Here is an 18,933-nt window from a genome sequence, read left to right as displayed (position 1 = left end):
ATGATGGTGGAGCTATGCGGGATCGAACCGCAGACCTCCTGCGTGCAAAGCAGGCGCTCTCCCAGCTGAGCTATAGCCCCAAGAAAAACAGTAAGGCTATTGATTGGTAGGCCTGAGTGGACTTGAACCACCGACCTCACCCTTATCAGGGGTGCGCTCTAACCAGCTGAGCTACAAGCCTACACCGTTGCTCTTAACTTCTCTGATCAGATAATTCGTGTGAACGCTTGCCGAGAATCGGCTTTCGTTTAAGGAGGTGATCCAGCCCCAGGTTCCCCTAGGGCTACCTTGTTACGACTTCACCCCAGTCATGAACCACACCGTGGTAACCGCCCTCCCGAAGGTTAAGCTAGCTACTTCTGGTGCAATCCACTCCCATGGTGTGACGGGCGGTGTGTACAAGGCCCGGGAACGTATTCACCGCGACATTCTGATTCGCGATTACTAGCGATTCCGACTTCATGGAGTCGAGTTGCAGACTCCAATCCGGACTACGACCGGTTTTCTGAGATTAGCTTACCCTCGCAGGTTCGCGGCCCTCTGTACCGGCCATTGTAGCACGTGTGTAGCCCAACTCGTAAGGGCCATGATGACTTGACGTCGTCCCCACCTTCCTCCGGTTTGTCACCGGCAGTCTCCTTAGAGTTCCCACCCGAAGTGCTGGCAAATAAGGACAAGGGTTGCGCTCGTTACGGGACTTAACCCAACATTTCACAACACGAGCTGACGACAGCCATGCAGCACCTGTCTCAGAGTTCCCGAAGGCACGAAACTATCTCTAGTAACTTCTCTGGATGTCAAGAGTTGGTAAGGTTCTTCGCGTTGCGTCGAATTAAACCACATGCTCCACCGCTTGTGCGGGCCCCCGTCAATTCATTTGAGTTTTAACCTTGCGGCCGTACTCCCCAGGCGGTCTACTTATCGCGTTAGCTGCGCCACTAAAAGATCAAGTCTCCCAACGGCTAGTAGACATCGTTTACGGCGTGGACTACCAGGGTATCTAATCCTGTTTGCTCCCCACGCTTTCGCACCTCAGTGTCAATATCGGTCCAGGTAGTCGCCTTCGCCACTGGTGTTCCTTCCTATATCTACGCATTTCACCGCTACACAGGAAATTCCACTACCCTCTACCGTATTCTAGATTGGCAGTATCAGGTGCAGTTCCAAGGTTGAGCCCTGGGCTTTCACATCTGACTGACCAATCCACCTACGCGCGCTTTACGCCCAGTAATTCCGATTAACGCTCGCACCCTCCGTATTACCGCGGCTGCTGGCACGGAGTTAGCCGGTGCTTCTTCTGCAGTTAACGTCACAGCTAGCAGGTATTAACTACTAACCTTTCCTCACTGCTGAAAGTGCTTTACAACCCTAGGGCCTTCTTCACACACGCGGCATGGCTGCATCAGGCTTGCGCCCATTGTGCAATATTCCCCACTGCTGCCTCCCGTAGGAGTCTGGACCGTGTCTCAGTTCCAGTGTGGCTGATCATCCTCTCAGACCAGCTAGAGATCGTCGCCTTGGTGAGCCATTACCTCACCAACTAGCTAATCTCACGCAGGCTCATCCAATAGTGCAAGGTCCGAAGATCCCCTGCTTTCCCCCTTAGGGCGTATGCGGTATTAGACCAAATTTCTCTGGCTTATCCCCCGCTACTGGGTAGATTCCTACGCGTTACTCACCCGTCCGCCACTCGTCATCAACTAGCAAGCTAGTCATGTTACCGTTCGACTTGCATGTGTTAGGCCTGCCGCCAGCGTTCAATCTGAGCCATGATCAAACTCTTCAGTTTAAATCATTTGTGTTACCAGGAATGTGGTAACGGGCTCTAGTACTAAACAACCGGATAACATTCTTAAGAACGTTAAACCTTTGTAAATCGCTTTAAATGAATTCACTTGGTTGCTTGTCTAGAAAAAATTTGCTTCTTCTCAACAAGCGCCCACACGAATTATCTGATCAAATTGTTAAAGAGCGTTGCTTTCTTGACTCTCCGCTGAATCAGCGTTTCGTCTCAAGCGAGGCGCATATTCTACTTTGCGCTCATTCAAAGTCAACCGTTTATTTTGCAATTTCGTAAAAAGTTTTTACTCAGCAACCAGACTTTGAATCCTGCTCCGTAAGCAATCTTAAAAACCAATGTTTTCAATCACTTACTAAGCACCTCACTCAGCTCTGCAGCCCCTTAAAAAGCGGCCTCCCTAAGCAAGGACGGCGAATTCTACAGACATCTAAAAAAGGGTCAACACCCAATCTTAAAAAAAGTGCAAAAAGTTGTAAAAAACTTACAAACCATCACAAATCGATCAAGGATTGATCAGACATGATTGTTATTTATACAACAAACAAGAAAGGCGCTTACAAAATTGCTTAAGCGCCTTTCAGTTTCCGAGTAATTTATAGCTTATTTAGCCATTACACCGGTATATAGTTTAGTGGAATCACTGTGCCCCATAGAATAACAGAAGCAACAATAATACCCACTAGTGTACAGAGTCCCACTGTCAAGATAGATGTTGAAAATAGAAAGGCCCTTTCTTCTGGTATTTTCATTATCACCGGAACACCTATGTATAGTAGGTAGACCGTGTAACAAATTGCGAATAAACCAACGGTCACATTAAACCATAGCAATGGATACAACGCAGACAAGCCTGCTAAGAACATTGGCGTCGCTGTATAAGTCGCTAGCGATAGGCAATCATCAAATGAAACGTTGCCGCCATAGTTCTTCTCCATCCAATGAATGGCCCATGTTATAAACCCAACTCCAACCCACATTGCAAAGTAAAATGCGATTGCAGCAGGCAAGGCGCTCATTGCATCTAGCTTCACATATTCAGAACCCGCAATGCTCCAACCTATTTGGGTTGTCCCGATGAACATTGAGATTGCTGGTATGGCAGCCAGAATACTTATTTGTTGCATATATATATGCGACGCGCTGTAGTGCTCTTTTCTTATTTGTCCCCACTCCTCTTTTGGGTGGTACATTATTCCCATCATATGCTGAATAAACATGATGCATCCCCTCGTTTAATTTAGGTGCAGCACCAATCCATTAGCGCTACATCAATTAACTTCTTGTTTCATTACTGATTTTCTCTCCATTTCCACAGGTTTCAGGAACTTTAAGTTTTAACCGTTGCTGTTTTTCATATCATGTAGTGATCTACAAGCAATGCGACAAACAGCAACATGATGTAATTGATACTGTATTTAAAAAGTAACATGGGTGATTGACTTGGCTCTGTCCACAAGCAAGCAACCCTATATAGAAATTGAGCATTTAGTGCTAACACCAAACCCAGATAAATCGCCCCACTCATTCCCGTCATAACAGGGAATAACGTTGTTGCCACCATTAACATGCTATAAAGCATGATTTGCAAACGTGTATATGCGACACCATGTGTAACTGGCAGCATTGGAATACCAGCTTTTGCATAGTCCTCTTTGCGAGCTATACACAGAGCCCAAAAGTGCGGAGGTGTCCAAGCAAAGATAATAAGCACAAGTAGCAACGCGTTCGGTTCTATCGAGCCTGCTATAGCTGTCCAGCCTAATAGCGGTGGTGCTGCACCGGCTATACCGCCGATTACAATATTCTGGGGTGTCGCTCTTTTCAGCCATACAGTATAGACCACCGCATAACCCATTAACGCCGCCACTGTTAACCATGCTGTCAGCGCATTAACCCAGAAGACCAAGATTGCAATTCCTGATACACCAAGCACAGCTGCGAATAACAGTGCTTGTAGCGGACTTAATTTGCCTTGGGGTAAAGGCCGCCTTTTCGTCCGAGCCATTTTTTCATCGATCTTACGATCCATGATGTGATTTACTGCTGCTGCAGAGCCAGCTGCCATGCCAATTCCAACTAGTCCTAATAAGACGTTACTAATCGGTGGAATTTCCTGCACTGCTAGAAACATACCCACAGCAGCAGTTACCAGCATAACGACCACAACCTTAGGCTTACATAAAATCAGATAATCTCGCCAAGAAACCCCTTCTGTACGAATGCTTACTAATTCTTGGTTATCCATGATTCACCTCTACAGTCCGTAGCCGCAGCTCATAAATTTTTAACAGAACCAACAATAATCCAACCGCCACTGCATGGTGCCCAATCGCCAACAGATTAGGGACTGCATAAATAGCGTTTAATCCACCCAGCAATATCTGGATCGATAACAAGGCTAACAACCCATATAGCCAACTTCGCATATATACCTGTCGATGTAACTTAACCACTAGCCAAACACACACGATCAATACCACCAATGCACCAATTCTATGCCCCTGCTGAATCGCTACACGTGCATCTAGTGGCAGCAAACCACCTTGATAATTTTGGCCAATAGTTTCCGTAAGATTAAAACCTCTCGTAAAATCGCTGCTGGCATTCTCGCCCATGCTGCAACTTAGCCAATGACCACAAGCTGGTCCTGCATAGTTTGAGCTAGTCCAGCCACCCAACACTATCTGCAGCAACAAAACAGCCAAAGCATACTTGATCCACTTACTGCATTTAGTCCTTTGCTTTTTCACTCCAGCCATCAATGTTTTCACTTTGCTTCTGAGGACATATACACCTGTTAACGTCAGCACTCCCCCTAAAAGATGCAAAGTCACTACTGGCGGGTAAAGCTTTAATGTGACCGTCCACATTCCAAATACAGCCTGCACTGTCACTAACAAGAGCAAGCCATAACTTAAATAAACCGGATATGTTTGCACGCGCCTTAATCTATAGGCACAAAAAGCCAAAGCCGCTATGACTAGGCCTAAAGTTCCCGCTAAATAACGATGCCCCATCTCTAGTGCTGTTTTACCAAGCTCTATAGGTGTATCAGGGTAAATAAACTGCGCTTCAGTCAAAGCTGCTTGATCAGTAGGCATCAACATATAGCCATAACACCCAGGCCAGTCAGGGCAGCTTAGTCCCGCATGGTTAATTCGAGTCCACGCTCCTAACAACACAACGCAGAGCGCAAGCACTAATACCACATTACTCAACCGCCATATCAGCTTTAACATTAATTCCCCCGTGGCTTATCCAATCCGGGACATTTTCAACAGCTTGCGCAGATCTTTAAGAATCAGACTCGGCTCATCTGATAAGGTATATCGCAGCACCATATTGCCTAATGGGTCGACGACCCATATTGCCGTTCCTAACTTTCCAAACTCATTCCTATCTAGTGTGGTTGCACTCAGATCCACTTGTAACAGCTTGACCCGATCTTGCTCCTTACCTAATGCTGTGTGCAGATTGCTAAGCACCTTTGACCATTTCTCGCAACGCGAGACACAATCATCTTGCTTAGTTAATAACAGTTGCCACTTACGCTGTTTCAGCTCACTCCCAACCAAGCTCAGATCATTAATATGCTGATCAGAAAGCAAAGTACCTGAATGAACACGCTGCTCTGGAATCATCATCCCCGTAAAAAACATAAAAGAAGCCACCAGCATGGGTACTAAGCCAACCGCCCAAACAAGCCAAAAACTAAACCTGTTCATATACAGCCTCCTTTCTTATCTTTAGAGCGCTCCAAATCAATAAACACAACAACGCAAATGCCATAGCGAACCATTGAAATGCATAACCTAAATGTTTCTCTGGCTTCATATTCACTACTGGCCAATTTAGATCTAAACCTGAAACAAGCGGCTCTGTTAGCCTTATTTCCAACGCATCAATACTTGTAACTAGCCGAGACGATATTTTTTCCACATCCAATTGCTGAATTACCTTAGGCCACCGATCCTCTGCTAGATCATCACCTGATAAAGCAAAACCTTTCTCAACCACCCTGATACTTCCACTTATCGTTTGCTGAGCTTTAGGCACTTCAACTTCAGGTAAAACCCCGCGATCCTGCGAAGCTAACACCCAACCAAGATTCACCAATACATTTCGACCACTAGCCGCAGTAAATAGAGCAACGACCTCATAACCAGCACGCCCCTTTCGTACTCGATTATCTAAAAGAAAGTACCGTTCTCGATCGAACACTCCCTTCAAGATAACCGCTTTATAACTCCCTCTTATCATCTCTTGCTCCAACGGCAATTCCTGACTTGGTTCTGCTTGTTGCCAGCTATCCAATAGCTCTTGCTTTTGTTCCGCTCTGTCCAACTGCCAAAGTCCCAGTCCGATCAATAATGGCAACAATACAATTCCAGATATCCACAACATCCACTTGAAGGCTGAACCACTCTGAACTTTACTCATAGTTACCTACACCAAGAACAGCTATCAGGTACTGCGCATGTCGTTAAAGTTACTTTTACTACTTCTGTTTATGGCCGTTCTCATCAGTTTATTTTCCGGCCTCTACTTCTTAGTAAGAGATCAAGGTCAATCTCATCGAACCGTTAACTCACTTTTCTTCAGGGTCACTTTTAGTGTCATGATCATCGCGGTACTTATTTATGGCTTCTATACCGGTGAGATTGTTCCTCACGGGCTTTAAGCGACTACAAGATATAAACAAATAGAAACAAGCCGACCCATACCACATCAACAAAGTGCCAATACCAAGCCACCGCCTCAAAACCAAAATGCTTTTCTGAACTGAAATGCCCTTTGATTACCCGCAACCAAATAATGATCAACATCAGCGTGCCTAAAGTGACATGTAATCCATGAAAACCTGTAAGAATAAAAAAGGTTGCCCCGTATATACCGGCATTAAGCGTTAAGCCTAATTCGTTGTAAGCAAGTACATACTCATAAGCTTGAAAATATAGAAACACGCTGCCCAGCAAGACAGTCACAGCTAACCAAAACACCACCCTAGAGCGTTGATCCAACTTAAGTGCTTTATGCGCAAGGGTGACTGTAAAACTCGATGCGATCAGTAAAATGGTATTGAAAAGTGGTATATGCCAAGGATCGATTACCTCTTTAGGACCCGGAAAAGCATTTTGATCTGGTGTCACCATCAAAGGCCACTGTGCCTCAAAGCCTTCCCACAGCATGTTTGAAACACCTTTATCACCTTCACCACCCAGCCAAGGCACCGCTAACGTCCTGACATAAAATAAAGTGCCAAAGAATGCAGCAAAGAACATAACCTCAGAAAAGATAAACCAGCTCATCCCCCAGCGGAATGAGCGATCCATTTGTGGGCTGTATAAACCTTCACCACTTTCATGGATAACGTTGCTAAACCAGCCCAATAAAATAAGCCCCATTCCCAATGCACCGGCTAATAGAAGAATTAAACCAGCTCCACCAGCCTCTTCTGCGGTAAGGCTATTGATTAAGCTGCCTGCACCGTAAGCCATAAAGAACAAAGCGATCGATGCTAAAATAGGCCAACGACTTTGTTCTGGCACATAGTAAGTTTGAGTACTCATAGAGAGTTCCTCCTCGCAGACAAATTCACTTCCGCTTCTGGTGTGATATCAAATAGGGTGTATGAAAGTGTTACTGTTTTTATGTGCTTAGGAAGCTCTGGCGCGATAGAAACAACCAGCGGCATCGCCTTTAATTCTTTCGCTTTTAGCGGCTGCCGTTCGAAACAGAAACAATTAATCTTTTGCACATAAGGCGCAGCTTCTGAAGGTGAAACCGAAGGGACTGCTTGCGCAATCATGAAGTTATCGGTCAAATTGCGCGCCTTATAGGCTGTTTGATACATTTCCCCAGGCGACAAAATGATAGAAGTTTTTTCTGGTTTAAATCGCCAAGGCATAGATTCGTTGTTAATAGCCACCAGCTGCAATTTTACCTGCCGACTGTTATCCACAACCAAACTCGGCTCCGCTGCAACCAGATCCACTTTGCCGTTTAGCCCCGTGATATCACAAAACACGTCATATAGAGGTACCAACGCGAAGCCAAACCCAAACATAATCAGGGTTCCACTTAACAGTGATAGCACTGTTTTCTTATGTCGTTGCTCTACCATAACAACCTCTCAAAAGTGCTGTTATTTCACCTCTGGCGGTGTACTAAAGCTGTGATAAGGCGCAGGGGATGGTAGGGTCCACTCTAAACCGTGAGACCCTTCCCAAACTTCCGCACTGGCCTGCTTACCCTTACGAATACAGCTCACAATGTTATAAAGGAAAATTAGTTGCGATAGCCCGAAGATAAACGCACCTACTGAAGCCACCGCATTGAAATCGGCAAACTGAAGTGCATAGTCAGGTATACGGCGCGGCATACCCGCTAAGCCGATAAAGTGCATCGGGAAAAAGGTGATATTCACCCCGATAAAACTACACCAAAAATGCACTTTACCCATGGTTTCGTTGTAATAATTGCCACACCACTTAGGTAACCAATAATAAGCGCCTGCCATAATGGCAAAGACCGCACCGGGCACTAAGACATAATGGAAATGGGCTACCACAAAATAAGTGTCGTGGTATTGAAAATCGACTGGCGCGATCGCCAACATCAAGCCTGAAAAACCACCGATAGTGAAAAGAACTACAAATGCGAGTGCAAATAGCATCGGCGTTTCGAACGTCATAGAGCCACGAAACATCGTCGCTACCCAGTTAAAGACTTTGACTCCTGTAGGCACGGCAATCAGCATAGTTGTGAACATAAAGAACAATTCACCAGCCAAAGGTAGGCCGACCGTAAACATGTGATGCGCCCAAACGATGAAGGAAAGAATAGCTATAGAAGCTGTGGCATAAACCATCGAGGTATAACCAAACAGCTTCTTCCTTGCGAAAGTCGGAATGATCTCACTGACAATACCGAAAGCAGGCAAGATCATGATGTATACCTCAGGGTGACCAAAGAACCAGAATACATGCTGGAATAACACTGGATCACCGCCACCAGCGGCATCAAAAAAACTGGTTCCAAAATGAATATCCATCAACATCATCGTAACTACACCGGCTAACACTGGCATCACTGCAATCAAGAGGAATGCCGTAATCAACCAAGTCCAAACGAAGAGTGGCAACTTCATCATGGTCATACCCGGCGCACGCATATTGAGTATGGTGGCAATGATATTGATCGCCCCCATAATCGAGCTAATCCCCATCATGTGCACAGCGAAGATAAAGAAGGTCACACTAGGGGGTGCATAGGTAGTCGATAACGGCGCATAGAATGTCCAACCAAAATTTGGCGCACCGCCATCCATAAATAGAGTCGACAGCATCATCGCGAAAGCGAAAGGAAGAATCCAAAAACTCCAGTTATTCATCCTTGGCAGCGCCATATCTGGCGCACCCACCATAATCGGGATCATCCAGTTGGCTAAGCCAACAAACGCAGGCATGACCGCACCAAACACCATGATCAGGCCATGCATGGTGGTCATCTGATTAAAGAAGTCTGGCTGAATCAGCTGTAACCCAGGCTGAAAGAGCTCAGCTCGAATCAGCAATGCCATGCATCCGCCGGTAAGGAACATCAAAAAGCTAAACCAGAGATAGAGCGTCCCTATATCTTTATGATTGGTTGTGAATAACCAACGCCCTATACCGGTAGCCGGACCATGATGATGAGAAACTGCAACCGTATCCATGCCCCCTCCTACTCTTTCAACTCAGCAATCTGTGTCGGTGTAACTAGATCGCCCACCTTATTACCCCAAGCGTTTCGCTCATAAGTAATTACAGCAGCCAGTTCCACAGCCGACAGTTGATCCCTATACGCCTGCATCGCCGTGCCTTTTTTACCGTTAAGCACAATATCGATATGAGGCCCCGGCTCTCCCAAAGCTATTGGACTATTTTTCAAAGCTGGGAAAACACCTGGAATTCCCTCACCATTGGCTTGGTGGCAGGCTAAACAGTTTTTGTTATAAACCGCTTCACCGGTTTCCATAAGCTCAGCTAGGTTCCAATCCTTTTGCCCTTCAGCTGCTTTTTCTTGATCCGCTTGCCTAACCTCAGCTAGCCAAGCCTCATACTCTTCTGGCGTTTTCACTTCGACAACGATCGGCATAAAACCGTGATCTTTACCGCAAAGCTCTGCGCACTGACCACGATAAACACCGGGTTTATCCACAATGGTCCACGCTTCATTTATGAAACCGGGAATTGCATCTTTCTTAACCGCGAGATCCGGTACCCACCAAGAATGAATCACGTCATTTGCGGTCAGTAAAAAGCGCACTTTTTTACCTGCTGGAATCACCAAAGGGTTATCCACTTCGAGTAGATAATGTTCGCCTTTAGCAGCTTTGTTGTTGATCTGTTCTCGAGAGGTAGAGAGACTTGAGAAGAAATCGATATCTTCAGCTAAATACTGATAGCGCCATTTCCACTGATAACCAGTAATCTGAATATCGACTTCAGATTCTGAGTTATCGTACATTTTGATTAAGGTTGCCGTTGCAGGAACAGCCATGGCAATCAAGATAACGAAGGGAATTAAAGTCCAAGCAATTTCGACAACAAGGCTTTCATGGAAGTTGTGCGCTTTTGCTCCTTTGGACTTACGATGATAGATCACCGACCAGAGCATCACACCAAAAACAACGACACCAATAGCCACACAGATCCAGAAAATAATCATGTGCAGGTCATAGACCTCTCGACTGATTTCGGTAACACCTCGGGTGAGATTTACCTCCCAATCAGCCTGGAGATTATTAGCAAACAATAACAGTGCAACAAATCCCGATATTGTTTTTATCATTGCAGCCCCCTTTGCTATACACGCAAAAGAGCCTGTCAGAAACCTCTCACTAAGGGCGTTGTACTTCTCTTTCAACGTCGGTAGCGACAGGGTTCGGGCAGGCTCTCTTTCCGCCTGGACTCCGTCCTATCATTTCCGACCAATCCGCTTGGTTGTTAACTGCAAGTATAGCAGCGATGAAAATTTTGCAAGGACGTCATAAGCAGTTATGGACGTCAGATCTTATCCACCAGCATAAATGCACCACTCATCATTGCGATAATAATGAGCAAAAAGATTACCGTATAAACAAGGGTTTTAAGGGGGCGACAATTACAAGGGAAGGGTTTCATAATAACCTCCTTCTACAAGGGCTATTATGAGGTATAGCAGAAAAACGGCCCCTTAAAGGAGCCGTTTTAAAAATTCTGAAATGCTTCTATCTGACCCTTAGGCCGTAGGCTTCTGTTTAGTTTTTCGCATAACCCACAATAGCGGCCCAGACACCGCATAAGCTAGGAATAAAATCCATAAGAATGCAGGCGGGCTAATTGAGATAATACCTACAGCCAAGACAATACCCGCTAAGATCAAGAAAGGTACTTTCTCTTTTAGGCTGACATCTTTAAAGCTGTAATAAAGTACATTACTCACCATCAAAACACCGACCAAAGCAACAAACGCAGCTATCAAATAAACATAAGCCGATCCATCTATTTCATACTCGGTCGCAGCCCACACTAAACCTGCCACTGCAGCCGCCGCTGCTGGGCTAGGCAATCCAATAAAGTAACGTTTATCTGTCGAACCAATTTGGGTATTGAAGCGGGCAAGTCTTAAAGCTGCCCCTGCTACATAGATAAATGCAGCAAACCAGCCTAGTTTGCCAATATCATCCAACACCCAGGAGAAAACCACGAGTGAAGGCGCTACACCAAAGGAAACCATATCAGCTAGTGAGTCATACTCCGCACCAAATGCACTGGAGGTGTTGGTCATACGTGCTACTCGACCATCAAGCCCATCCAGTACCATCGAAACAAAGATCGCTATTGCGGCATTTTCAAAGTGCCCATTCATACTCGCAACAATTGCATAGAACCCTGAAAACAATGCCCCTGTCGTAAATAAATTAGGCAGCAGGTAGATCCCGCGGCTACGAGGCTTTATCGGTTCTTGATTATCTTGATTTTGCGGCTCATTCATCGCGATTTTTTATATTCCATAATATAGAGAAACCCCATTCTACTGTGACCAGCGTCAGGATGCCATTTCTAGAGATCTAGATGATCCTGATCTAATAGAATTCTATCCACAAATTTAGTTAGCAACGCATTTGATTGAGGCGTTTCTTGTGCAGTCGCTAGCACCTGATCAAGGTGATCATCTCCATCTGTGTATTTATCTTTGTAAAAGGTCAGTCGCTCAACCAAGATTCGTTTACCAACCTCAGGATGAAATTGAAAAGCCCAGAAAGGCTTATCTTTTACTCTAAATGCATGAATGCATTTATCTGTGTAAGCAAGAGAAACACAGTTTTTCGGCAGTTCATTTGCGTACTGCTTGTGCACTGAAACTGCATAAAAATTGTCGGGGGTATCTCGAAATATTGGATCCTGCCAAACGCTATGATCAAGCGAGATAGGTATTGTACCCATCTCGAAATTTTTCTCTCGATGCAAGATCTCACCACCAAGCGCTAATACCGCTAACTGAAAACCAAAGCAGGAGGCAAACACTGGCTTGTCGGTTTCTGCGCAACGTAAAATGAGCTGCTGACACTGATCTACAAATGGGTAAATGTCTGGGAAAAGTACATTAGCCTCACTGGCACCACCGACTAGCAAAGCGTCATAATTATCGGCGGCAGTATCTGGAAATGTCGGTGTATCAAAGACATTAAGCACATCAAACTGCTCGATATTAAGCCCGCAGTATTCAGCAAAACTCTCTAGCTCTTCCCTTCGAACTTGATCTTCATCTCGGATCTGAAGCAGCAATAACTTCAGTTGGTCCCTACTTTTCACCATGCTTCCCATCCATACCAATACTTTATCTTAGTACTATAAAAACATCGCCTCGATGTCACAACTTGGCCTCTGCCCTATCGCACTGAAGTTTGATCCAATCCACTGTTCTGCGGCATTTCGTCCCTTTTCCTTGAGACCTAAAAGAAATTCCTGCCGGGTATCATATTTGCTGGCTTGTTCCAGACTAGATAACACTTCACCCGATTCAATCAGATGAAAACGTAGCGCTTTGAACCGCCGCTCCAGACTACTGGTACTGAAAAACTTATCTTTAGCCTGCTGTCGGGTATAGCTGATCGCTCTCATCTCTCGTAAAAAAGTACTTTGAAAACCCAACTCAGTAACACGTTGGTTAATCGCATGAGAGGTCGTCGGGAGATCACGTCCCTGCATAGGCTGAAGCAAAACCATTAAGATATCCTCTTCCTGACAATCAAAGATCAGCGGATACACCGCTGGATTGCCGGAGAAGCCTCCATCCCAGTAGTAACAGTCATCAATTTCAATAGCTTGGTGCAACGTTGGTAAACACGCCGAAGCCAAAGCATGCTCCGTGGTCAGCTCATTCTCTCTAAATAGACGAATTTTGCCTGTTGTAACATCGGTAGCAGCTATGAATAACTGTATTGATCCATCATTTCTCAGCATTTCAAAGTCGACAATATCATCCAGCAAACCACGCAATGGATTAATATCGAGAGGGTTAAGGTCGTAAGGCGATAGATAACGCAAGAGATCGAGCATAAACCCTGTCACCGCCGTCATCTGGGAATCGGGCAACTGAGAACCTATCAACTCCGAAGGAGAGTTAAGAGAAACCTTGTGCCAAAATTGGTCTAATAAATCCTTTGCTCCTGAAGCACCATTCAACTGCCAACCATGTGCAAGCAGAATCGCATTCATAGCACCTGCACTAGTTCCGCTGATCGCTTGAGGCTTGATATCCTCTTCAAGTAAACGATCTAAAACGCCCCAGGCAAATGCTCCATGAGCACCACCACCCTGTAATGCCAAATTCAATGACTTTGTCATACGTGCCTCCTGCTGCTTTTGTGCACCGCACAATAACAACATAGAAAATAGCATAGAAATATGACAAAACTGAACAAAAAATAAGCAGAGGCACTCCTATTAGATTAAAAATTGGCATAAAATAAGAGAAACATTCGAAAAAGCGCAACATTATGGATATCAGACAGCTCAAACAATTCGTTCACTTAGCCGAAACCTTACATTTTGGTCGAGCAAGCGAAGCTTCTTACATAAGTCCTTCGGCACTAAGCAGAAGCATCAAGCAGTTGGAAGAAGAAGTCGGCACAGATCTGTTTGAACGAGATAACCGCAGTGTTGCCCTGACGACAGAAGGCAAAATATTCTTAGGCTATGCCCGCGATTCCCTAGGTCAATGGGATATGGTGCGCACTCAACTGATGGAAAGGTCGGGTGAACTTCAGGGCGAAATAAGTATGTATTGCTCGGTTACCGCCAGTTACAGCTTCCTGTTCGATATCTTGAGTGAGTTCCGTACCGACTATCCCAAAATAGAGATCAAGTTACACACCGGGGATCATGAACACGCTATATCCCGCATACTATCCGGAGATGAAGACTTTGCTATCAGCGCAAAACCTGACGCGTTACCGGCAGGGATTGCATTTAAGACGATTGCCATCTCTCCCCTCCTATTTATAGCGCCAATACAGGGACTACAAGGTCAAGATAAACCACCGGTTCGGCCAGATAGCTCCACACCGATGATCCTATCCGAAGCGGGTTTGGCTCGTAAAAGAGTCGATCGCTGGTTTAAAGATCAAGATATAAAACCGATCATCTATGCCCAAGTATCGGGTAACGAAGCTATTGTGAGCATGGTAAGTCTAGGGTTTGGCATAGGTGTTGTACCTGAGATTGTTCTGCAAAACAGTCCACTAGCAAGCAGCGTGGAAGTACTCGACATCACACCTAAACTCAAACCCTATGAAGTTGGGATAGTGACTTTAGAGAAAAAACTTAAGAACCCGCTGATCAACGCCTTCTGGTCCCAGCTAACTCAAACTAAATAATCACTTTTTAAACGGTAACATCAACATACCACCCAAACGGCAAGAGGTGTTTGGATCATTAAACTCGTTTAATCCGATCTCTACACCTACTTGGCCTTTAGCGGGCTTCTCAATATAAGTCTTACAGATTCGATCCCAACAGGATAACGCAAAGCCATAATTACTATCCGTCTCACTGAGAATTTTTGAATGATGCACTCGATGCATATCAGGGGTAACAAATAGCCAACGAATCACCCTATCTAATAGTTTAGGCAATTGTATATTCGAGTGATTAAACATGGCTGATGCATTGAGTAACACTTCAAATAAGATCACCGCAACCACCGCTGGCCCCAGAAGAAACACCATCAACATTTTAATCAGCATCGACAGGACAATTTCAACTGGATGAAATCTAGCCCCCGTGGTCACATCAATATCTGGATCCGCATGATGCATGCGGTGAAAACGCCATAGCAAAGGAACTTTATGAAAGAGAACATGCTGTGCATAAATCAGAAAATCCAAAAGCACTACAGCTAATAAAACCTCCAACCAAATAGGCAAATCCAACCATATAAAAAGTCCAAACCCTTTGGCCTGCGCATATCCAGCAACGCCAACAGCCGCTACCGGAAACATAACCCTCAGCAGCAAACTATTAAGCACAACCAAACTGAGATTCGATCGCCAACGAAACCATTTTTTTTGCAGCAAAGGTCGGAAAGGCCTATATAACTCCCAGCAGGCCATCACCGTGAACACGCCGAAAAAACAGCTTAAGCGCACTATCGGTTCATTCGCTAACAACCAAGCTGAAAAGTTCACTGGGTACTTTCTCTTCCTAATCTTACTCTTCTGGCATCAAAGCGGCGATTTCTGGTAACACAAATGGACGCCCTCTTTCATTTAATGCCGTTCCGATTACCAACGCTTCAAGGGCCACCTTTTCATCGGACAATCTAATCACACGCTGACGAAAACCAAACTTAACTTTACTCACCCTCTCGACACTTACTTCAACAACAAAGCGATCACCACTGGTTAAAGAATTTTTATAATCCATCTCAGAACGAACAACGACCAGATGAATTTTATCTTCGGTCAACTTAGCAAAGTCGATCCCCTTGTCTAAAAGATACTCATGCCTCGCATGCTCTAAATAATTGAAGTAAACGCCATTGTTTACGATGCCTTGCAAATCACATTCGTAATCACGCACTTTAAATTCTAATCGAAACGACATGCTTTATTCCTTTTTATTATCAGAGCTCACAGAGGACTAAATGCTAAAAAATATCAATAAATCAGTCAGCCTTCTGAGCTATATCACTTAAATACAGCTATAACTATTACTAAACTGTGCAGATCAAATACATTGTACACATCTAATAATTAAGAGCCGTTAGTTTTTACTTTTTGCATGCGAAGAAGGGTGAACCATGAAAAAAATGCCAGTTACCAACCGCGAGGTGGTACTACCTGAAGGTCAGCGCATTATTTCAACAACAGACCTCAAAGGACGTATCACTTACGTTAATCAGGTTTTTTGTGATATTTCAGGGTTCACTGAAGAGGAGCTTTTAGGTAAAGCCCACAATATTGTTCGCCACCCAGACGTGCCACCCGCTGCCTTTGAAAACCTCTGGATGTCCTTAAAAGAAAACCATGCGTGGCGCGGAATTGTTAAAAACCGTTGTAAAAATGGCGATCATTACTGGGTCGATGCTTACGTAACCCCTTTGTATGAAAAAGGCCAAAAAGTTGGCTATCAATCGGTTCGCTTTAAGCCAACCGCCGAACAGGTTTCTAAAGCAGAAGTTATTTATTCAGTGGCCAATGCCGGTAAAGCGGGCAAGGCATTAAAACTGAAATCTATTAGCAACCAAACATTTGCTATCTTCGCCTTAATTTCATTTATTAGTTTAATTGCTTCATGGTTTGCAGGTGCGTCACTGCCTATTTTAGGAATTATGGCTCTGACCGAAGTTCTTTTAGGGGCCTGTCTGTTGCGCTTAACCGCTCCAATTAAAGAGCTAGCTAATCGTGCACGCGATCGCTTCAGCAATCCTCTAATCCAATTAATGTACTGCCCTCGTCAGGATGAATTTGGTGAAATTGATCTCGCTTTACAGATGAATGAAGCCAGAAACACTACCGTACTTACACGATTGGGAGATGTTAGTCACACCATTGATCAAGCCATTGATGTCACCGATAACGCTATCCGTCAAACTAACGAAGGGATCAGCCAACAAGATAAAGAAAGTGACATGGTCGCCGCTGCTGTTCACGAAATGGCATGTGCATCACAAGAAATTGCAGCTAACACTAGCGATATGTCGAATGCATCGCAGAATGCACGCTCTACAACTGAAGAAGGTCGAAGCGCACTATACAACACGGTAAATCACATTAAAGATCTGTCTAATGAAGTAGTGGAAGCAACGGAAGCTACCATGGAGCTAAAACAACATACAGATGCGATCGGCAATGTCGTAACGGTGATTAATGATATTGCTGAACAAACCAACCTACTAGCACTGAACGCTGCTATCGAAGCCGCGCGCGCAGGTGAAACAGGACGCGGCTTCGCAGTGGTAGCAGATGAAGTTCGTACCTTAGCAACACGTACGCAAAATTCTACTCAAGAAATAGAAGCCTCAATTGAAAGTGTACAGTCTGCTGTAGATAAAACAGTCAACATCATGGAGCAAAGCCGCGATCATGCTAAGCAAAGTGTCGATGTGGCAAACATTGCTGATGAAGCCTTCCAAACAGTACAAAGCTCTATTGATGATATTTCTGATCGCTGTTTACAGATCGCCAGCAGTTCTGAACAACAGTCCTCCGTTGTAGAAGAGATCCAACAAAATATCGTCGCGATCAGGGACCTTGCCCGTCGCAACAGTGAAGCCTCTGATGAAACCGCTTCCGCTAGCAGTGAACTGCATGAACTGGTAAAACAACTAGATTCAATGGTGACAGCGTTTGATCGCTAGGATGATTTCATGAGCGGAGAAGAGGTTTACAGGGGCAGTTGTTTATGTGGTGAAGTTCAGTATGAAATATCACCACCCTTTTCCACCTTTCAATACTGTCACTGTTCACGTTGCCGCAAAACCACTGGCAGCGCACATGCTAGCAACATAATAATGCCACCAGAGCAATTCCGCTGGACGGCGGGAGAAGCATACGTTGGACGCTATGAACCCAGCGATGCCAAACATTTTGCTGTCTGCTTCTGTAAAAAATGTGGATCTAACCTACCGTGGCTAGCCCAAACAGGTAAAGCAATGATCATTCCAGCCGGCACACTGGATACAGGCCCCGAGGTACCACCGGAACGTAATCTTTTTTGGGGCAGTCGAGCCGATTGGTATCAAACCGTGAATCAATTAGATGCCTTTGACACACTCCCTGGCAAAAGCCCAGCATGTAAGATCGATGTTGAATAACTGAACTCACTCAAGGCTCTGAAGTCTCATAGGAAATGAGAGGACAGAGTTATGAAATCGTTCGCCAATTCGTTAATTGCAGCCTGCCTTTATTTCTTACCTCAAGCTTTAGCGGCTGAGCAGATCTTTGAAAATCAAGGAGCTGTACCTCAGTTAATTGAGCTCTATACCTCAGAAGGCTGTTCCAGCTGCCCTCCAGCAGAACGCTATATCAACAGCTTTATAGGTTCCGCAGACCTTTGGAAAAAGGTAGTACCTTTAGCCTTTCATGTAGACTATTGGGATTACATTGGCTGGGAAGATCGATTTGCCCAACCTGAGTTTAAACAGCGCCAATACAATCATCGCCGCTTAGGAAATTTAAAAAGTGTGTATACACCGGGCTGGATTAGCTCCGGCAAAGAATGGCGAGGGTTTTTCCAAGGCAAAGCCCTACCCAATCAATCTTCCTCTGGGGGACTACTTAAAGCTAGCCTCAACAGCCAAACCCTCAAAGTAAGTTATACCCCAAAAAGGGACCGAAAGGTGCTTATAGCTCATGTTGCAGTACTCGGGTTTAATCTCAGTAGCCAAGTCACTTCAGGCGAAAATGCAGGCCGCCTACTTCAACATCAATTTGTGGTTTTACATAAACAACAAAAAGCCCAATCAGACTATAACTGGAGCTTTGAACTACCCCATCTACAAACGTCTCAAAAGCATGCATTGGCCATTTGGGTTTCAGAACGAGATCAACAACCAATTCAAGTTGCTGCCGATTGGCTGAAATAAAAAAAGGCGACCTA

General features: G+C 44.9%; 19 protein-coding genes, 2 tRNA genes and 1 rRNA gene. 5 read left to right on the top strand and 17 right to left on the bottom strand.

Translation table 11 applies throughout. From position 1 onward, the window contains the following. Positions 1 to 4: 4 nt before the first annotated feature. The 8 genes from ACMXYS_RS01850 to ACMXYS_RS01815 form a co-directional block, all read right to left on the bottom strand. Positions 5 to 80, bottom strand: a tRNA-Ala gene (locus tag ACMXYS_RS01850). Positions 81 to 104: 24 nt separating this feature from the next. Beyond that, positions 105 to 181, bottom strand: a tRNA-Ile gene (locus ACMXYS_RS01845). Positions 182 to 249: 68 nt separating this feature from the next. Then, positions 250 to 1,789: ribosomal RNA gene (locus ACMXYS_RS01840) — 16S ribosomal RNA — on the bottom strand. Between the two features lie 623 nt (positions 1,790 to 2,412). Beyond that, entirely contained in the window at positions 2,413 to 3,018 is a 606-nt protein-coding gene (locus ACMXYS_RS01835) for a Yip1 family protein (protein WP_415883295.1), read from the bottom strand. A 134-nt stretch (positions 3,019 to 3,152) separates the two neighbouring features. After that, positions 3,153 to 4,046: a heme o synthase gene (cyoE, locus tag ACMXYS_RS01830; protein WP_415897423.1), complete on the bottom strand. Its 894-nt coding sequence runs from the start codon at positions 4,044 to 4,046 to the stop codon at positions 3,153 to 3,155. Further along, positions 4,039 to 5,040 (bottom strand): COX15/CtaA family protein, encoded by a 1,002-nt coding sequence (locus ACMXYS_RS01825; RefSeq protein ID WP_415897422.1) that lies wholly within the window; start codon positions 5,038 to 5,040, stop codon positions 4,039 to 4,041. Before ACMXYS_RS01825 ends, cyoE begins: the two co-directional genes overlap by 8 nt. 15 nt (positions 5,041 to 5,055) lie before the next feature. After that, complete coding sequence (locus ACMXYS_RS01820) at positions 5,056 to 5,526, bottom strand: hypothetical protein (RefSeq protein WP_415897421.1); 471 nt, start codon at positions 5,524 to 5,526, stop codon at positions 5,056 to 5,058. Further along, entirely contained in the window at positions 5,513 to 6,241 is a 729-nt protein-coding gene (locus ACMXYS_RS01815; protein ID WP_415883291.1) for an SURF1 family protein, read from the bottom strand. Before ACMXYS_RS01815 ends, ACMXYS_RS01820 begins: the two co-directional genes overlap by 14 nt. Positions 6,242 to 6,278: 37 nt before the next feature. On the opposite strand from ACMXYS_RS01815, the gene ACMXYS_RS01810 reads away from it, so the two are divergent. Further along, on the top strand, positions 6,279 to 6,482 hold the full coding sequence (locus ACMXYS_RS01810) for a twin transmembrane helix small protein (protein ID WP_415883290.1): 204 nt from the start codon (positions 6,279 to 6,281) through the stop codon (positions 6,480 to 6,482). A gap of 4 nt (positions 6,483 to 6,486) precedes the next feature. Here the strand turns inward: ACMXYS_RS01810 and ACMXYS_RS01805 are convergent, their stop codons facing one another. From ACMXYS_RS01805 to ACMXYS_RS01775, 7 genes are all read right to left on the bottom strand, one after another. After that, positions 6,487 to 7,371 (bottom strand): cytochrome c oxidase subunit 3, encoded by an 885-nt coding sequence (locus tag ACMXYS_RS01805; RefSeq protein ID WP_415897420.1) that lies wholly within the window; start codon positions 7,369 to 7,371, stop codon positions 6,487 to 6,489. Next, complete coding sequence (locus tag ACMXYS_RS01800; protein ID WP_415883288.1) at positions 7,368 to 7,925, bottom strand: cytochrome c oxidase assembly protein; 558 nt, start codon at positions 7,923 to 7,925, stop codon at positions 7,368 to 7,370. Before ACMXYS_RS01800 ends, ACMXYS_RS01805 begins: the two co-directional genes overlap by 4 nt. Before the next feature lie 21 nt (positions 7,926 to 7,946). Beyond that, positions 7,947 to 9,518 (bottom strand): cytochrome c oxidase subunit I, encoded by a 1,572-nt coding sequence (ctaD, locus tag ACMXYS_RS01795; protein ID WP_415883287.1) that lies wholly within the window; start codon positions 9,516 to 9,518, stop codon positions 7,947 to 7,949. Between the two features lie 8 nt (positions 9,519 to 9,526). Continuing rightward, entirely contained in the window at positions 9,527 to 10,636 is a 1,110-nt protein-coding gene (gene coxB, locus ACMXYS_RS01790; RefSeq protein ID WP_415883286.1) for a cytochrome c oxidase subunit II, read from the bottom strand. Positions 10,637 to 11,065: 429 nt separating this feature from the next. Continuing rightward, on the bottom strand, positions 11,066 to 11,821 hold the full coding sequence (gene pssA / locus ACMXYS_RS01785; RefSeq protein WP_415883285.1) for a CDP-diacylglycerol--serine O-phosphatidyltransferase: 756 nt from the start codon (positions 11,819 to 11,821) through the stop codon (positions 11,066 to 11,068). Between the two features lie 68 nt (positions 11,822 to 11,889). Further along, positions 11,890 to 12,645, bottom strand: a complete 756-nt coding sequence (locus ACMXYS_RS01780) for a type 1 glutamine amidotransferase (protein WP_415883284.1) — start codon at positions 12,643 to 12,645, stop codon at positions 11,890 to 11,892. 33 nt (positions 12,646 to 12,678) lie between these two features. After that, positions 12,679 to 13,677 (bottom strand): patatin-like phospholipase family protein, encoded by a 999-nt coding sequence (locus tag ACMXYS_RS01775; protein WP_415883283.1) that lies wholly within the window; start codon positions 13,675 to 13,677, stop codon positions 12,679 to 12,681. A 152-nt stretch (positions 13,678 to 13,829) separates the two neighbouring features. Between ACMXYS_RS01775 and ilvY the strand changes: the two genes are divergently transcribed. Further along, positions 13,830 to 14,708 (top strand): HTH-type transcriptional activator IlvY, encoded by an 879-nt coding sequence (ilvY, locus tag ACMXYS_RS01770; RefSeq protein ID WP_415883282.1) that lies wholly within the window; start codon positions 13,830 to 13,832, stop codon positions 14,706 to 14,708. Here the strand turns inward: ilvY and ACMXYS_RS01765 are convergent, their stop codons facing one another. Together ACMXYS_RS01765 and ACMXYS_RS01760 are read right to left on the bottom strand one after the other, a co-directional pair. Then, positions 14,709 to 15,332: a sterol desaturase family protein gene (locus ACMXYS_RS01765; protein ID WP_415883281.1), complete on the bottom strand. Its 624-nt coding sequence runs from the start codon at positions 15,330 to 15,332 to the stop codon at positions 14,709 to 14,711. Positions 15,333 to 15,540: 208 nt separating this feature from the next. Continuing rightward, complete coding sequence (locus tag ACMXYS_RS01760; RefSeq protein ID WP_415883280.1) at positions 15,541 to 15,936, bottom strand: acyl-CoA thioesterase; 396 nt, start codon at positions 15,934 to 15,936, stop codon at positions 15,541 to 15,543. A gap of 196 nt (positions 15,937 to 16,132) precedes the next feature. Between ACMXYS_RS01760 and ACMXYS_RS01755 the strand changes: the two genes are divergently transcribed. From ACMXYS_RS01755 to ACMXYS_RS01745, 3 genes are all read left to right on the top strand, one after another. Further along, positions 16,133 to 17,692, top strand: a complete 1,560-nt coding sequence (locus ACMXYS_RS01755) for a methyl-accepting chemotaxis protein (RefSeq protein WP_415883279.1) — start codon at positions 16,133 to 16,135, stop codon at positions 17,690 to 17,692. A gap of 153 nt (positions 17,693 to 17,845) precedes the next feature. After that, positions 17,846 to 18,148 carry a GFA family protein gene (locus ACMXYS_RS01750; protein ID WP_415883278.1) on the top strand — a complete coding sequence of 101 codons (303 nt, stop codon included), beginning with the start codon at positions 17,846 to 17,848 and terminating at the stop codon, positions 18,146 to 18,148. Positions 18,149 to 18,199: 51 nt separating this feature from the next. Next, positions 18,200 to 18,919, top strand: coding sequence for a DUF1223 domain-containing protein (locus ACMXYS_RS01745; protein WP_415883277.1), 720 nt, complete (start codon positions 18,200 to 18,202; stop codon positions 18,917 to 18,919). Positions 18,920 to 18,933 lie beyond the last annotated feature (14 nt).

Origin of the sequence: Neptuniibacter sp. QD57_21 (assembly GCF_047778075.1) — a bacterium.
Lineage (GTDB): Bacteria > Pseudomonadota > Gammaproteobacteria > Pseudomonadales > Balneatricaceae > Neptuniibacter.
The sequence above is the reverse complement of the archived record's forward strand: the minus strand, read 5'-3'. Positions and strand labels throughout refer to the sequence as shown.

What these genes read in the sequence shown, in the direction of transcription:
- ACMXYS_RS01835 (WP_415883295.1), bottom strand. Translation starts at nt 3,018, where the DNA reads ATGTTTATTCAGCATATGATGGGAATAATGTACCACCCAAAAGAGGAG.
- cyoE (WP_415897423.1), bottom strand. Translation starts at nt 4,046, where the DNA reads ATGGATAACCAAGAATTAGTAAGCATTCGTACAGAAGGGGTTTCTTGG.
- ACMXYS_RS01825 (WP_415897422.1), bottom strand. Translation starts at nt 5,040, where the DNA reads ATGTTAAAGCTGATATGGCGGTTGAGTAATGTGGTATTAGTGCTTGCG.
- ACMXYS_RS01820 (WP_415897421.1), bottom strand. Translation starts at nt 5,526, where the DNA reads ATGAACAGGTTTAGTTTTTGGCTTGTTTGGGCGGTTGGCTTAGTACCC.
- ACMXYS_RS01815 (WP_415883291.1), bottom strand. Translation starts at nt 6,241, where the DNA reads ATGAGTAAAGTTCAGAGTGGTTCAGCCTTCAAGTGGATGTTGTGGATA.
- ACMXYS_RS01810 (WP_415883290.1), top strand. Translation starts at nt 6,279, where the DNA reads ATGTCGTTAAAGTTACTTTTACTACTTCTGTTTATGGCCGTTCTCATC.
- ACMXYS_RS01805 (WP_415897420.1), bottom strand. Translation starts at nt 7,371, where the DNA reads ATGAGTACTCAAACTTACTATGTGCCAGAACAAAGTCGTTGGCCTATT.
- ACMXYS_RS01800 (WP_415883288.1), bottom strand. Translation starts at nt 7,925, where the DNA reads ATGGTAGAGCAACGACATAAGAAAACAGTGCTATCACTGTTAAGTGGA.
- ctaD (WP_415883287.1), bottom strand. Translation starts at nt 9,518, where the DNA reads ATGGATACGGTTGCAGTTTCTCATCATCATGGTCCGGCTACCGGTATA.
- coxB (WP_415883286.1), bottom strand. Translation starts at nt 10,636, where the DNA reads ATGATAAAAACAATATCGGGATTTGTTGCACTGTTATTGTTTGCTAAT.
- pssA (WP_415883285.1), bottom strand. Translation starts at nt 11,821, where the DNA reads ATGAATGAGCCGCAAAATCAAGATAATCAAGAACCGATAAAGCCTCGT.
- ACMXYS_RS01780 (WP_415883284.1), bottom strand. Translation starts at nt 12,645, where the DNA reads ATGGTGAAAAGTAGGGACCAACTGAAGTTATTGCTGCTTCAGATCCGA.
- ACMXYS_RS01775 (WP_415883283.1), bottom strand. Translation starts at nt 13,677, where the DNA reads ATGACAAAGTCATTGAATTTGGCATTACAGGGTGGTGGTGCTCATGGA.
- ilvY (WP_415883282.1), top strand. Translation starts at nt 13,830, where the DNA reads ATGGATATCAGACAGCTCAAACAATTCGTTCACTTAGCCGAAACCTTA.
- ACMXYS_RS01765 (WP_415883281.1), bottom strand. Translation starts at nt 15,332, where the DNA reads ATGTTTCCGGTAGCGGCTGTTGGCGTTGCTGGATATGCGCAGGCCAAA.
- ACMXYS_RS01760 (WP_415883280.1), bottom strand. Translation starts at nt 15,936, where the DNA reads ATGTCGTTTCGATTAGAATTTAAAGTGCGTGATTACGAATGTGATTTG.
- ACMXYS_RS01755 (WP_415883279.1), top strand. Translation starts at nt 16,133, where the DNA reads ATGAAAAAAATGCCAGTTACCAACCGCGAGGTGGTACTACCTGAAGGT.
- ACMXYS_RS01750 (WP_415883278.1), top strand. Translation starts at nt 17,846, where the DNA reads ATGCCACCAGAGCAATTCCGCTGGACGGCGGGAGAAGCATACGTTGGA.
- ACMXYS_RS01745 (WP_415883277.1), top strand. Translation starts at nt 18,200, where the DNA reads ATGAAATCGTTCGCCAATTCGTTAATTGCAGCCTGCCTTTATTTCTTA.